This window comes from Ensifer sp. 38_S197, assembly GCF_056924495.1.
In genome coordinates, this window is the sequence record NZ_JBXOVZ010000002.1 from 3,572,357 (window position 1) to 3,585,742 (window position 13,386).

11 protein-coding genes and 1 pseudogene are annotated in these 13,386 nt (G+C 64.8%); 4 read left to right on the plus strand and 8 right to left on the minus strand.

What is annotated here, in order from left to right; translation table 11 throughout:
* The first annotated feature begins 249 nt into the window (after positions 1-249).
* From AC1Z3V_RS30370 to AC1Z3V_RS30380, 3 genes are read left to right on the plus strand one after another with little or no spacing between them, the layout of a single operon-like run.
* Positions 250-1,116 (plus strand): ABC transporter permease, encoded by an 867-nt coding sequence (locus AC1Z3V_RS30370; protein WP_429806462.1) that lies wholly within the window; start codon positions 250-252, stop codon positions 1,114-1,116.
* The gene (locus tag AC1Z3V_RS30375) at positions 1,116-1,934 is read left to right on the plus strand and encodes an ABC transporter permease (RefSeq protein WP_483503664.1); all 819 of its coding nucleotides are present in this window, start codon (positions 1,116-1,118) and stop codon (positions 1,932-1,934) included. The genes AC1Z3V_RS30370 and AC1Z3V_RS30375 overlap by 1 nt, the downstream gene beginning before the upstream one ends.
* A gap of 4 nt (positions 1,935-1,938) precedes the next feature.
* Entirely contained in the window at positions 1,939-2,700 is a 762-nt protein-coding gene (locus tag AC1Z3V_RS30380) for an SDR family NAD(P)-dependent oxidoreductase (protein ID WP_483503666.1), read from the plus strand.
* Positions 2,701-2,791: 91 nt separating this feature from the next.
* Here the strand turns inward: AC1Z3V_RS30380 and AC1Z3V_RS30385 are convergent, their stop codons facing one another.
* Both AC1Z3V_RS30385 and AC1Z3V_RS30390 read right to left on the minus strand, forming a co-directional pair.
* Entirely contained in the window at positions 2,792-3,598 is an 807-nt protein-coding gene (locus tag AC1Z3V_RS30385; RefSeq protein WP_483503668.1) for a class I SAM-dependent methyltransferase, read from the minus strand.
* 122 nt (positions 3,599-3,720) lie between these two features.
* A complete protein-coding gene (locus AC1Z3V_RS30390) occupies positions 3,721-5,349 on the minus strand; it encodes a winged helix-turn-helix domain-containing tetratricopeptide repeat protein (RefSeq protein WP_483503669.1) in 1,629 nt (542 codons plus the stop codon).
* A gap of 71 nt (positions 5,350-5,420) precedes the next feature.
* Between AC1Z3V_RS30390 and AC1Z3V_RS30395 the strand changes: the two genes are divergently transcribed.
* Positions 5,421-5,864 (plus strand): cupin domain-containing protein, encoded by a 444-nt coding sequence (locus AC1Z3V_RS30395; RefSeq protein WP_483503671.1) that lies wholly within the window; start codon positions 5,421-5,423, stop codon positions 5,862-5,864.
* Between the two features lie 34 nt (positions 5,865-5,898).
* On the opposite strand, the gene AC1Z3V_RS30400 is transcribed toward AC1Z3V_RS30395, so the two are convergent.
* The 6 genes and pseudogenes from AC1Z3V_RS30400 to AC1Z3V_RS30425 all read right to left on the minus strand — a co-directional run bounded on the left by AC1Z3V_RS30400 (position 5,899) and on the right by AC1Z3V_RS30425 (position 13,363).
* Entirely contained in the window at positions 5,899-7,557 is a 1,659-nt protein-coding gene (locus AC1Z3V_RS30400; RefSeq protein WP_483503673.1) for a urocanate hydratase, read from the minus strand.
* 162 nt (positions 7,558-7,719) lie between these two features.
* Positions 7,720-8,041: pseudogene (locus AC1Z3V_RS30405) on the minus strand (cold-shock protein).
* 13 nt (positions 8,042-8,054) lie between these two features.
* Positions 8,055-9,149: a DUF917 domain-containing protein gene (locus tag AC1Z3V_RS30410; protein WP_483503675.1), complete on the minus strand. Its 1,095-nt coding sequence runs from the start codon at positions 9,147-9,149 to the stop codon at positions 8,055-8,057.
* Position 9,150: 1 nt separating this feature from the next.
* On the minus strand, positions 9,151-10,419 hold the full coding sequence (locus AC1Z3V_RS30415; RefSeq protein WP_483503677.1) for a Zn-dependent hydrolase: 1,269 nt from the start codon (positions 10,417-10,419) through the stop codon (positions 9,151-9,153).
* The gene (locus AC1Z3V_RS30420; protein WP_483503679.1) at positions 10,416-11,795 is read right to left on the minus strand and encodes a dihydroorotase; all 1,380 of its coding nucleotides are present in this window, start codon (positions 11,793-11,795) and stop codon (positions 10,416-10,418) included. The genes AC1Z3V_RS30415 and AC1Z3V_RS30420 overlap by 4 nt, the downstream gene beginning before the upstream one ends.
* A gap of 29 nt (positions 11,796-11,824) precedes the next feature.
* Positions 11,825-13,363, minus strand: a complete 1,539-nt coding sequence (locus AC1Z3V_RS30425; protein ID WP_483503680.1) for an aromatic amino acid lyase — start codon at positions 13,361-13,363, stop codon at positions 11,825-11,827.
* Between the last annotated feature and the right edge of the window lie 23 nt (positions 13,364-13,386).

Genomic DNA, 13,386 nt, shown 5'->3' on the forward strand with positions numbered 1-13,386 from the left:
GCCCCATCATCGGCGCGGTGAGGAGAACGCCCCTCATCCGCCTGCCGGCACCTTCTCCCCGTTCTGACGGGGAGAAGGGACAAGCGGCAAGCCCCTCGCTCCCATCTCCCGCTTGGCATGCATGGAGACGAGCGGGAGCAACGAGTCCCCTTCGCCCCGCCTGCGGGGAGAAGGGCCGGCAGGCGGATGAGGGGCCCTTCCCTTGCCGCGCGGGCCGAATTGCCATTGAAACTCAACGGATCCATTTTCATGACCGCGGCAACGAACACGAAGAGAAACCTGGTGACGGCGGCGCTGGTGGCGCCGGCTGCCGCCTGGCTGATGATCTTCCTCGTGCTGCCCTTCATCGCCATGCTGGTCTTCGCCTTTGGCGAACGCGCACCGGAAGGCGGCTATCAGGCGGCCTTCACCTTTGCCCAGTTCGCCAACCTGCCGACGCGGGCGGCGGCTTTCTGGAACACGCTGATTCTCGCGCCGATCGGTGCGCTCGCCTGCCTGCTGATCGCCTATCCGGTTGCCTATTACCTCGCGGTCAAGGCGAACCCGCGCTACCGGCTGATCCTCGTCTCACTCGTCGTCGTACCCTTCTGGACCAGCCTCTTGGTGCGCACCTATGCCTGGATGTACATCCTCGGCTCGCGCGGCATCCCGAACCTCTTGTCGATGATCGGCATCGAGGACGTGAGAATGCTGAACACGCCGGGCGCCGTCCTGCTCGGCATCGTCTACGGCTACCTGCCGCTGATGATCATGCCGATCTATGTCAGCCTCGAAAAACTCGACCGCCGCCTGCTCGAAGCCTCCGCCGACCTCGGCGCCAAGCCGGTCTCGACCTTCTTCGGCGTCACGCTGCCCCTGTCGCTGCCGGGCGTGATGACCGGCGTGGCGCTGGTGACGATCCTGCTGCTCGGCGAATATCTGATCCCGCAGCTCTTGGGCGGCGGCAAGGTGTTCTTCATCGGCAATGCGCTGGTCGATCTCTTCCTGCAATCGCGCAACTGGCCCTTCGGCTCGGCGATCGCCGTCACACTCGTTGCCGTCGTCGTCGTGGTGCTGATGGTAGCGATGCGCATCGCCTTCCGCGTCGCCGGCACAAGACAGGTGGATCTCGTCTGATGCGCGCCTTCATCTCTTCCGTCTACCTCTTTCTCTACGCGCCGATCGCGCTCGTCGTGCTGTTCTCCTTCAATGCGGGGCGCAATGCGAGCGAGTTCACCGGGTTTTCGACCGCCTGGTACGGCAAGGCGCTGACCAACACCTTCCTCGTCTCGGCGCTGCAGAACAGCCTGATGATCGCCTTCACCAGCGCCACGCTCGCGGCGGTCTTCGGCACCATGGCCGCACTCGGCATGGAGCGGCTGGCGCCGCGCAACCGGGCGATCTTCGACGCGCTCTTTGCCGCAGCCATCGTCGTGCCCGGCGTCGTCATCGGCATCGCGACGCTGGTGGCGCTCGTCGCCGTCTTCTCCTTCGTCAATCCGGCGCTGGCAGCGATCTGGCCGGGCGAGCAGCCGCCGCAGCTCGGGCTCGGCTACGGTTCGATCATCACCGCCCACGGCCTGTTCTCGATGGCGCTGGTGACGATGATCGTGAAGGCCCGCATCGCCAGCCTCGGCCGCGATATCGTCGAGGCCTCGAGCGACCTCTACGCGACACCGCTCACCACCTTCCGGCTGATCGTGCTGCCGCAGATCCTGCCGTCGATCCTTGCGGGCTTCCTCTTGGCCTTCACCTTCTCCTTCGACGATTTCATCATCGCCTTCTTCGTCGCGGGCTCGAAGACCACCCTGCCGATCTACGTCTTCGCCTCGATCCGCCGCGGCGTGACGCCCGAGATCAACGCGATCGCGACGCTGGTCCTCGTCGCCTCGCTGCTTCTGATCCTGACCGCCCGCATCCTGATGCGGGAGAAGAAAACGAAATCCGGGGAGTGAAACCATGATCCTGAAAGACCGGGTCGCGATCGTGACCGGAGCCGGCTCCGGGATCGGCCAGGCGGGTGCCTCAATCATGGCGCGCGAAGGCGCCCATGTCGTCGTCGTCGATCGCAGCCTTGCGGCCGCCAGCGCCACCGTCGATGGCATTGCCGTAACGGGCGGCAGCGCCGAGGCGCTCGCCATCGACGTGACGGATGATGCAGCCCTCGCCGATGGCATCGCCGATATCCTCTACCGCCACGGCCGCATCGACATCCTGCACAACCATGCCGGCGCGCAGGTTGCGGGCGATCTGGAACAGGTCGAGATCCCGGGCTTCGACCGCTCCTGGAACCTCAACGTGCGCGCCCATTTCATGGCCGCACGCCTCGTCATGCCGTCGATGCGGGCCGCCGGCCGCGGCGTCATCGTCAACACCTCCTCCTCCTCAGGCGTGCTCTACGACCGCGAGATGATCGCCTATACCACGACCAAACACGCCGTCATCGCTATGACCAAGCAGATGGCCGGCGACTACGCCCGCCACGGCATCCGCGTCAACGCGCTCTGCCCGGGCTGGGTGGATACGCCCTTCAACGAGCCCTTCATCGCCCAGATGGGCGGCCGCGGCGCGATCGAAGCCTATATCCGCGAAAAGGTGCCACTCGGCCGCTGGGCAAGCGTCGACGAGATCGCCGAGTCGATCCTCTTCCTCGTCTCCGACCGCTCCTCCTACATGACCGGCCAGATCCTCGTGGTGGATGGCGGCGAGACGGTGGTGTGAAGGTCAGGCGTCGAGGGATAGCCAGCGCAGTTCTGCCACTCCGGGTGCTGACGAGCACAGGGATGAGGTTTGCGTGTGTGGCAGAATGCCGTCACGCCCCGGGAACGATACCCCGGCACGCCCAGGCCACCGACGCGAAGGACCGCGGGCCATCCGGCTGGCCGGCTTCGTAGGCGGCCCTCACGGCCGCGTCGACCTTCGCCCGCAGCGCCGGATCCAATGAGCCGACATATTTGCCGAGTGGTCCCTCGCCCGCAGCGATCGGCTGCCAAAAATCCTCGAAGGTCTGATAGTCCATCCGGATCAGGAGCGAGGTCTGCTCGACGTCCACGAGTCCATGCGCCTCAAAACTCTGCTTCATCTCGCCCGGCCGCATCATCGGCTGGAAACAATAGCGGCTGCGGACCTGAGCTGCCCTTTCATCCAGCATCGCGACCGTATCGAGCACCATCCGCATGCCCGACATACCGCCGAGATGATCCCATACCGTAGCGGCGACCACGCCGCCCGGCCGCACGACACGGCGCATTTCGGCAACGGCCTTGCCGGCCTCCGGCACGAAATGCAGAACCAGAAGTGCCAGCGCCCGATCAAAATAGCCCTCCGGAAATGGCAGGTCGCAGGCATCAGCCTGCCGGATGTGGACCCTGGGATCGGTGTTACGCTGGGTCGCTGCCTCGACGAAGACAGGCGAAAAGTCGATTGCGGCAATCTCGCTGAGATTGGCCGCATGCGGCAATGCAAAAGTCAGACTGCCGGTGCCGCAGCCGACATCCAGCACCCGCTCACCGTCGGCAACGCCTGCGAAATCAATGAAGAGCGGCGCAAGCTGCCGGCTCCATCGCCCCATCAGTTGCTCGTAACCATCAGCACTCTGCACATTGAAGCTCGATGTCATGATCGCCTCCGGGCAGTGAGGCGTGCATTGTAACGTGGGGCAGGCGCGACACCAAGATACCGGCGTACCGCTTGAGCGCCGTAGCAACGGTGGGAGCAACAGTTGTCAGATCGCCTGCAAGGTCAGGAAGGTTGAGGCGTCGGAAACGGGTTACTCGGGATTTGTTGCAACAATTCCGCCAATCGTTGCTGCCAATGCGGATTGCGCTGTCTGAGCGGCTCTAAAGCGTCGCCTGACGCGTTCTCCATTTCGCTCATCAACGCGCACGATGATCGAGCCTCTGCAAGACGCCCAGCCGCCGCATAACAGCAGGCCAGCGTTTCATGGACCGGCCGCCATGCGGGGCGCACTTTTTGGGCCCTCACGGCAGCAGCGAGCGCGTTGGTTCCGTCGCCTGCAAACAAGTGGGCGAGCGCCAGAAAATTCAGCCAAACGAAGTTCTGCGGGTCGTTGGCGTTCAACATCAGACCGTGTTCCAGCGGCGCTATGGCACCAGACGCGCTCCCCCTAAACAGCTCCGCCATTCCCAGGACAAGGTGGCCAAGGGCGAAACTCGGACTGATCTCGATCGCCCTTTCGGCGGCAAGGACCGCCTGCTCAGGCGCATTCGCATACGCGCTGCAGATCGCCAGCGCATAGTGTGTGTACGGGTTCTTTTCGTCGAGCCGAACTGCCGCCAAGGCGGCGTCCAAACCCTCCTTGATGTCATCGGAAGGACGCTCGCTCCACCCGTAGGCGACGATGCCTGCGCTCACGCGACCAAGCCAGAGATGCGCTTCGGCAAGTTCGGGGTCAAGCCGACACGCCTCCCTGAACAGCTCTCGTGCAATCAGGTGGGTCTGCCGGCCAACCTGGTGGAAATACCAGGTCCCCTGCCGCACGATCTCCCACGCCGTCAAGTTCCCCGTGTGCCGCGCCGACGAGGGGAATGATGCCGTCTTCAACAGTTCCGGTTCAATCGCACCTGCAACCCTCTCTGCGATGGCGTCTTGAACTGCGAATGCCTCTTCCATTTCCAGGTCATACCGTTCGGCCCACACTTGGCTGGCCGAGGTGGTTTCGACCAGTTGCGTGGAGACCCGAAGACGGCCGCCGGAGCGGCGCACGCTTCCTTCGAGCACGTAATCGACACCCAGGTCTCGGCCCACCTGCTTGGCACTCACCGACTTGTGCTTGTAGACGAAACTTGAATTGCGCCCGATGACCCGAAACCACCGAAATCTCGTGAGCGCGGTGATCACGTCTTCGGTGATACCATCGACCAGATACGACTGTTGCGTGTCACTGCTCAAATTTGCAAACGGTAGGACCACGATCGATGGTCTGCCTGGGTTCGCGGGCGAACCTGGCAACGCAGGCGGCGCATCAGCGGCAACCGCATGCAGGCTTTTCACCCGGGCGGCAAAACGATACCCCGCACGCGGCACGGTGGCGATCCATTCGTTCCCCTCCGGTTGCGGGCCCAGCATCTTGCGCAAGGCAGCGATCTGAACCGAGAGATTGCTCTCCTCAACGATAGCCCCCGGCCAGGCTGCCTCCATCAGCGCGGACTTGCTCACGACCTGCATCGACGCTCGCACCAGCGCGTGCAACAGCAACAGGCCCTTATGGCCAGTTGCGACCCGCCGCCCTTCACACGTCAGGGCGCCGCGCTGCATGTCGAGGATGAATGTCCCGAACGCGAACAGTTGCGGCTCGACGCGATCGGCCACGACATCTTCGGAATATTTCGGAACTTTTCGCCCTTCCATTCAGGACTCCAGCCGGTCTTCTTGCGATCCTTTGCGTAGGTCGACCAGACTACCACAGAGGAGACCGAAACATGACGATTTCAAAAGAACGAACCGACGCGCGTCCAGGCTTCTCGCAGGGCAAGGCCCTCGTGTCCAAAGGGGACGCCGGTTACCGCGCTGAACAGGGGCCCGATTACCTGCCCGGCATTAGTGCGGAGTCGGTTGGCTCCACGACACTGTGGCTCGGTATTGCGACGATCCCGCCTGGAAAGCGCACCAAGGCGCATGTGCATGAGCGCCACGAGACTGCCTTCTACATGTTGAGCGGTGAAGAGTTGGAACTATGGAGTGGCGATCAACTCCAGCACCGGGATGTGATGCACCCAGGAGATTATCTGTACATCCCTGCCAACGTGTTGCACGTAGCCGTCAATCGAGGTGCCCAGCCAGCCGTTTTTGTCGGGGCGCGCAACGAGCCAACCGCGCAGGAGAGCGTTGTTCTCTATCCTGAAATGGATTCCAGAGTGCCGTGACAGGTGTGAGACAGCTTGGCAAAGCCGCAGGTCCTCACACCTTCACGTGCCCGATGCCCTTGGCGGCGATCTCCTCCAAACTCTCGTCATACCCCGCATCGGCATAGCGGATGACGCCGAGCGCGGTGTCGTTGGTGAGCGCATGGTCGAGCCGCTCGTCGGCGGCCTTTGTGCCATCGGCAACGACCGTCACGCCGCAGCTCGTCATGTAGCCGGCATAGCCGCCGCCGCCGGAATGCACGACGACGAGATCGGCCATCGACGAGCAGAGCAGCATGGCGTCGAGAAGCGGCCAATCGGCGATCGCGTCCGAGCCGTCCTTCATCCGCTCGGTCATAATGTTGGGGTGCGCCATGGCGCCGGCGTCGAGGTGGTCGCGGGAAAACGCAACCGGCCCCTCGAGCTCGCCGGATGCCACCAGCTCGTTGACGCGCCGTGCCAGCGCCGTGCGTTCGCCATGGCCGAGCCAGGCAATGCGCGCCGGCAGCCCCTCAAACGGGATATGCTGCCGCGCCAGCCTGATCCAGTTGGTGATGATCCTGTTGTCCGGGAACATTTCCAAGAGCAGATCGTCGATGCGGGCGATGTCACTCTCTTCGCCTGACAATGCCATCCAGCGGAACGGGCCGATGGCGCGAGCAAAGAGCGGGCGCAGATAGGCTTCGGTGAAGATCGGGATGTCGAAGGCATTGGCGACGCCACCCTCGCGCGCCTGGGTGCGGATGAGGTTGCCGTTGTCGAAGACTTCCGCGCCCTTTTTCTGGAAGTCGAGCATCGCCTTCACATGCTCGACGATCGAGGCGCGGCTTGCCGCCATCAATTGCCCCTGGCCGTCGTCGCGCAGCGATTTCACCTGATCGAGGCTCATGCCCTTCGGCACGTAGCCGTAGACGAGATCATGCGCCGAGGTCTGGTCGGTGACGACGTCAGGCACGATGCCGCGCCGGGCGATCTCCGGATAGATCTCCGCGGCATTGCCGACGAGGCCGACGGAGAGCGCCCGCTTCTCTTTCACCGCCGCGTCGATCATCGAGAGCGCCGCGTCGAGATCGGGCGCGATCTCCTGGAGATAGCCGATCTCCCGGCGCTTCTTCCCCCGTTCCGCATCGATGTCGACACAGAGGATCGCCGCCCCCGCCATGCGGCCCGCAAGTGGCTGCGCGCCTCCCATGCCGCCAAGCCCCGCCGTCAGCACGAAGCGGCCGGAGAGATCGCCGCCGAAACGGCGCTCGGCAATGCGCATGAAGATCTCGTAGGTGCCCTGGATCACGCCCTGACTGCCGATATATTGCCAGGCGCCGGCCGTCAGCCCGCCCCAGCAAATCAGGCCCTTGCGCTGAAGCTCGTAGAAAACCTCGGCCTTTGCCCATTGCCCGACGATGTTGCAATTGGCCATGATGACGAGCGGCGCCTTGGCATGGGTCTTCAAGAGGCCGACCGGTTTGCCCGACTGGATGATGAGCGTCTGGTCCTCGTCCATTTCGGTGAGCGTCCTGACGATGGCGCGATGCGCCGGCCAGTTGCGCGCCGCCTTGCCAAGCGCGGCATAGACGACGAGATTGTCGGGATCCTCGCCGACCGAAAGCACGTTTTCGAGGAGCCGCAGCAGCGCTTCCTGCCGCCAGCCCTTGGCGCGCAGCTCCGGCCCGCCGGGGATCGGAAAACCAGGATGACGGGGATTGGCCTTGGGCATCGTCTCGTTCCTCTTTGTCGTCTCGGCGGGGTCGTTGTCCACACTCATTCATGGCGGCGAGAGGTCGCTGCTCCCTCTCTCACGGTGGCAAAGATGGCTGCCCTTCACTTGTGATGGCGAAGTTGGCTGCCCCTCAATGCTCAGGGCGGAAACTCGCCCCCTTTATTTCGGCGGCAGCGTCTCCACGAAAGCAATCGCGCCATCGATCAGGCGCCGACGGAGCGCATCGTCGCCATAGGCATCGGCTCCTACGCGTACCCAGCCGTGCATCGCCCGCCCGTTCATCACCATCAGCTCGATATCGGGGAGCCCAGCCGTCATTGCCCTTGCCGAGCCTGACGAGCAGCGAGCCCTCACGTGCGCCGAGGAGCAGGTTGCCATGAAGCAGATAAGCCCAGCCGCCGAACATTGCCTTCTCCGAAAGCCCGGATCGGTCGCCGAGTTCTTCCCGGATCAGTTCCTCCAGTCCTGCATCGCGCGCCATGACATCGCTCCCATCAATTTCCGGAAAGCGCGTAACGGGCGAGCTCGATGCCCATCGCCTTTTCGACCGACGGATAGACCGTTGGGTCGAGCACGCTGGAGGACAGCGGGATCACCGTTTTCGGCACATGCAGCACGAAGATCTTCATGCCGACTTGAAGCTGCCCGACACTTAAGGGCTCACCCTCCGGCGACAGCGTGGTGATGACGTCGGGGAAGGTTGCCAGCCGCCGGCCTTCCGCAGAGTCAACCGCCATATATTCGTTCATCACGTGCAATACCGTGGAGTCGGCGCCCTTCCCCAGCGTCACCGTGCCGATGTCGAAGGCTTCCTTGGTATAGACGACCGATTTGTCGGTGATCGTGCCTTCGGCAAGGATTGCGCCATTGGTGGTCTTGACGATCGCATCGATCACCGCACTGCCGCCCTTCGCTTCGGCCGCGATGATCGCCTCGCCGAGCTTGAGCGCCAGCGAGATGCCGCCGAGCGCCGCATTGGCCTTCACATAGGACGCCCGGACCGGATTGCGGCAGGAGGCAATGAAGCCGCCGGACATGTCCGAGGCGGTGCGCAGGACAGGTGAGACCTTGGCGGTGGCGCCGCGCACCACAAGCTCGATGTAGCGGTTTTCCTCGCGGTTTCCGCCAACGGCCGTCTGGATCATCGGTTCCGGAGATCCGGCAAGGCCGATCGAGCCCATGTCGCCGGTCGGGTGCGCGCGGATATCGCCGACCGCGTCGACCACCTTGGTGCCGAGGATCGCCGAAGGCAGCCAGCCGTTCAGCGTCGAGGACTTGCCGTTCTGGCCGATGATCAGGCCCGAAAGCTTCTCGCCAAGTGCCTCCTGCAGCAGTTGCACGGCCTTGACGTAGTCGACGCCGCGCATTTCCCAGGGCGTGGTCGAGGCGGGCGCACCGATCGCGGCCGCCGTCGCCACCCAGTCGTTGGCGTCGAGTTCGTCGATCGAGACGAGCTCAGGCTTGCCGATCGAGACCGCGGCGTATCCCAGCATGCGGCCATGATCGGCCCAGCCGCCGCCGCCCGCCGCATAGACGGAACCGCCCTTGACCGCCGCCTCGACGTCCTTCTCCTTCAGTATCCGGCCCATCTCACACCTTCTCCTGCAGTTTCTTGTCGAGCCTCTTCACCGCATCGAAGAGCACGGCGGCGCCAAGCGCGATATCGTCGTTTTCGGCCCATTCCTCCGGCGCATGCGAGCGCCCGCCGAGGCACGGAATGAAGATCATCGCCGAGCGGGTGATGCGCCCCATCCAGGCGGTGTCGTGGCCGGCGCCGGACGCCATGCGCCGGTGCTTGGCACCAATCGCGTCGCAGCTTTCTTCGAGCGTCGACAGCAACAGCGCATCGCCCGGCGTCGGGTGGTTGTCGGAAATCACATTGGCAGGCGCGATCACAACGCCCGATGCCGCGGCAACGCCCTGGCAAAGCGGCCCGAGCGCGGCGAGGAACCGCTCCATCTGCGGGCGCAGCTCGGCGCGCGCATCGATCAGCAGCCGCGCGCGGGACGGCACCACGTTGGCGGCATTCGGCTCGATCGAGAACTCGCCGACCGTGGCCGTGAAATGCCCCTCGCCTCCGGAAAATTCCGTCGCCAGTTTCTCGATCTCCAGCACCAGCCGGGAGGCCGCGACCAGCGCATCGCGGCGATGCCCCATCGGCGTCGTGCCGGCATGGTCGGCCTGTCCCTCGACGATGATCTCGATGCGGGTGATTCCGGAGATGGCGGTGACGACGCCCACATCGAGCCGCCCGGCTTCCAGCACCGGACCCTGCTCGATGTGCAGTTCCAGGAAGGCCTTGATGTCGGAGCGCTTCGAGCCCGAAAGGCGGGAGGGATCACCACCCACTTCGACGATGCCCTGCCGCAGGCTCAAGTCTCCCTGCGTGCGGCTCAGCCAGCCATCCGGCAGCACCCCGGCCATGCCGCGGCTGCCGACGCAGGAGACGCCGAAGATCGATACCTCCTCGGCCAGGAAATCGACGATCTCCAGATCATGGTCGAGCTCGATGCCGTTGTCCGTGAGCGCCCGCGCCACTTCGAGCGCTGCCGCCACGCCGGCGATGCCGTCGAAACGGCCGCCATCCGGCACCGTATCGGAATGGGAGCCGACAAGGATGGTGCCGAGCGCCGATTTGCGCCCCTTGCGCCGGCCGATCAGATTGCCGGCGGCATCGATCCGTGTTTCGAGGCCAGCCGCACGAAAACGTCTATCGAGAAAGGCGCGGCCTTCGAGGAACAGCGGCGTGAAGGCGCGGCGCGTATGGGGCCGGTCCGGCTCGGTGATGCCGGCCAGCCCGTTGACGATGCCGGCGATCCGGCCGGCATTGACAGGCAGGTTGATGCGGGGCGTCATCATCGCGCCTCCTGGAGCACCAAGGTCGCAAGCGGCCGGACGAACTGGCCGGTGCCCGGCTCGGCCAGCACCGCGCGACCATCAAAGACAAGCTGCCCCCGGAGATAGGTCGCAGCCACCCGCCAGGGCAGGCTCATGCCGTTATAGGGCGACCAGCCGACGACGTTATGACCGCTTGCGGCGGCGTCATAGATATAGGGCTCCGGCGTCATGACGATGATATCGGCGTCCTTGCCGGCCTCCAGAGCCCCCTTCTGGTGATCGATACGGAAATGCCGCGCCGGGTTGAGCGCCATCAGTTCGGCCGCCCGCGTCAGCGGAATGCCGCGCTCCAGCGCCCCCATGACGAAGAGCGGCACCATGACTTCCAGCCCCGGCACGCCCGACGCGTTGGCCAGCATGTCCGGATTGGTCTTGCGGTCTTCCGACCAGCTCACGTGATCGGTCGAAACCATCGTCACCCTGCCATCGGCCACGTGCCGCCAGAGCTTCTCCACCTCGGCGCGCGGCCGGATCGGCGGGTTGATCTTCGCCTTGCCGCCGAGACGGCGAACGTCGTTCTCCTCGTCGAGCGTCAGGTAATGGATGCAGCACTCGATCGTCGCGGCGTGACCCTGCGCGCGGTAGGCGGCGGCGATCTCGTAGCCGCGCCCGAGCGAGCAATGCACCACATGCGCCGGACATCCCGTGGCCGCGCCGGTCTCGTAGATCTGGTTGGTGGCAAGCAGTTCCGTCAGCGGCGGACGCGACAGGCCATGGGCGCGATAGTCGGTGATCCCGGCCGCCTTCACCTTGTCGATCGCGGCACGCACCGCCTCGTCGTCCTCGTTGTGCACCCCGGCGGCGAGCCCGGTCGGCGCGATCGCGCGGAAGCAGTCTTCGAGAAGGGCGGCCGGAATGCGGGGAAAGCGCTTCGGATCGGTGCCGAAGGTGGAGAACTTGAACGCGGCAACGCCCGCTTCCACCATTTCGCCGATCCGCGCCGGCCCGTCCTCCGGGTCAACGGTGCCATAAAGGGCGAAATCGACGCGCGCCTGTGGGCCTGCATGGTCGATCTTGCGGCGCACGGCCTCGGCGGAGCAGACGAGATTGCCCTCGTCATAGGGCATGTCGACGATCGTCGTGACACCGCCGGCGGCAGCCGAGCGCGTCGACCAGACGAAATCCTCCTGGTTCTTCTGCGACAGCGAATGCACCTGCGCGTCGACGGCGCCGGGCAGGATCAAGGCATTGCCGAGATCATGCCGCTCGCGTGCCGCCGGTGCCGCGCCCTGGCCGACATGCACGACCTTGCCGTCGCGTACCGCCACATGGCCGGCCTCAACGATCCTGTGCGGAAGAACAACGGTGCCTTTCAGAACGAGATCGAAATCGGACATGCTGTTCTCCCAATTGGATCAGTCTTCGATCACTTGCCGAGCGCGAAGAAGTCGTCGAACTCCGGCATCGGCGCGGTGGCGACGAAGGAGCGCAAGAGATCGTGACAGGTGAAGGCCTCCTGTAGCGCCTCGATCTCCTTCGAAAGCGGCCGGTCCTTGAGATAGATCGCGGTGACCGACCGGGTCTGGTCATAAGCGCGCTTGACGATCCCTTGGGGCTGGTCGCCGACGAGGTCGATCGCCTGCGCCGACAGCATCGCCTCGATCGCGGCAAGCTGGCGGAGATCCCGCACCTGCGTTTCCATGCGCTCGACGATCAGCGGCAGGAAGGTCGCTTCCTCTTCGAGCCCGCCAGCCACAACGATCGACTGCGCCGAGAGCGGCACGGCGAGCGACTGCACGCGCATGTAGAGCTCGACCGCGAGCTTCATCAGCGGGCCGAGCCCGGTCGCCACTTCGCCGGGCGCCACCAGATTGACCGAGAGATTGCGGCGGCCGCCATTCGACAGGAGGATGCAGCGGTTCAGCACGTTGCGCGCCACATGGGAAAAGGCGATCTGCGCCGCTTCGATATAGAGCGTCGTCGTCAAAGGCAGCGATGCGCCGGAAGAATGGACCTGGCCACCGAGCACGACGGGATTGTCGTCGGAAAGATAGGTCTGCTCCACCAGCCGGCCGGCGGCGACCAATAGCGTATCGACCACGGCGCCGAAGACCTGAGCCGTCATGCGCAGGCTCAACGGGTCGTGGATCGCCGTCGGCACCGGCCAGTCGGAGATGCCGGATTGGCCATAGAGCCAGGAGCCGACCAATGCCTCGCCGCGGGTCGAAAGCGTCGCCGCCACCCGCCATGGATCGGCGGACGCACCGAGCGCCAGCGACGACATCACGCCGGTAACGAGCAGTACCCGGATCGCGGCGGCAGCCTCGCGCAGCACGTCGGCGGCCGCGGCAAAGGCGATGGCGTTGACGCTGAGCGCTGCCAGCGCGTCGCGCGGTTGCATGACAAACGGTTCCAGGCCGGCCTCGGCAAGCGCCGTCTCTGCCGAGACGAGACGCCCCTGATAATAGGCCTCGCCGACGCCGGTCAGCACCGAGGCGATCTGCCCCATCAGGCCGATGTCGGCACAGCCCATCGAACCATGGCGGCGCACGGCCGGAATGATGTCGTGCTCGGAGAGCGCCAGGAAAGCCCGGATCAACTCCGGGCTGCAACCGGTATGGCCGCGCATCGCGGTATTGACGCGGATGGCGATCGCCATCCGCACGATTGCCGGCGCGAAGAACTCGCCCGTGCCGAAGTGGTGCGCGCGCACCAGCGAATTGTTGAACTCCGCAAGATCACCGGCGGTCCAGAGCCGGTCCTTCATCGAGCCGACGCCGGTGTTGGAGCCATAGACGGGAAGCCCCATTGCGATGCGGTCGGCGATCACCTTGTGGGCTGCGGCCACGCGCTCCATGCCGCCGTCGTCCGCCACCGGCCTCACCCTTCCCGCCCCGATATCCTCGAGTGTCGCGAAGTCCAGCGGTTTCCCGCAGAGAACGATGGTTTTGACCTGATGCAGCATGCCGACACGAACCTTTCCGCGCG

Bases quoted from the DNA above. Each gene is read 5' to 3' on its own strand.
- AC1Z3V_RS30370 (WP_429806462.1), top strand. From the start codon at position 250: ATGACCGCGGCAACGAACACGAAGAGAAACCTGGTGACGGCGGCGCTG.
- AC1Z3V_RS30375 (WP_483503664.1), top strand. From the start codon at position 1,116: ATGCGCGCCTTCATCTCTTCCGTCTACCTCTTTCTCTACGCGCCGATC.
- AC1Z3V_RS30380 (WP_483503666.1), top strand. From the start codon at position 1,939: ATGATCCTGAAAGACCGGGTCGCGATCGTGACCGGAGCCGGCTCCGGG.
- AC1Z3V_RS30385 (WP_483503668.1), bottom strand. From the start codon at position 3,598: ATGACATCGAGCTTCAATGTGCAGAGTGCTGATGGTTACGAGCAACTG.
- AC1Z3V_RS30390 (WP_483503669.1), bottom strand. From the start codon at position 5,349: ATGGAAGGGCGAAAAGTTCCGAAATATTCCGAAGATGTCGTGGCCGAT.
- AC1Z3V_RS30395 (WP_483503671.1), top strand. From the start codon at position 5,421: ATGACGATTTCAAAAGAACGAACCGACGCGCGTCCAGGCTTCTCGCAG.
- AC1Z3V_RS30400 (WP_483503673.1), bottom strand. From the start codon at position 7,557: ATGCCCAAGGCCAATCCCCGTCATCCTGGTTTTCCGATCCCCGGCGGG.
- AC1Z3V_RS30410 (WP_483503675.1), bottom strand. From the start codon at position 9,149: ATGGGCCGGATACTGAAGGAGAAGGACGTCGAGGCGGCGGTCAAGGGC.
- AC1Z3V_RS30415 (WP_483503677.1), bottom strand. From the start codon at position 10,419: ATGATGACGCCCCGCATCAACCTGCCTGTCAATGCCGGCCGGATCGCC.
- AC1Z3V_RS30420 (WP_483503679.1), bottom strand. From the start codon at position 11,795: ATGTCCGATTTCGATCTCGTTCTGAAAGGCACCGTTGTTCTTCCGCAC.
- AC1Z3V_RS30425 (WP_483503680.1), bottom strand. From the start codon at position 13,363: ATGCTGCATCAGGTCAAAACCATCGTTCTCTGCGGGAAACCGCTGGAC.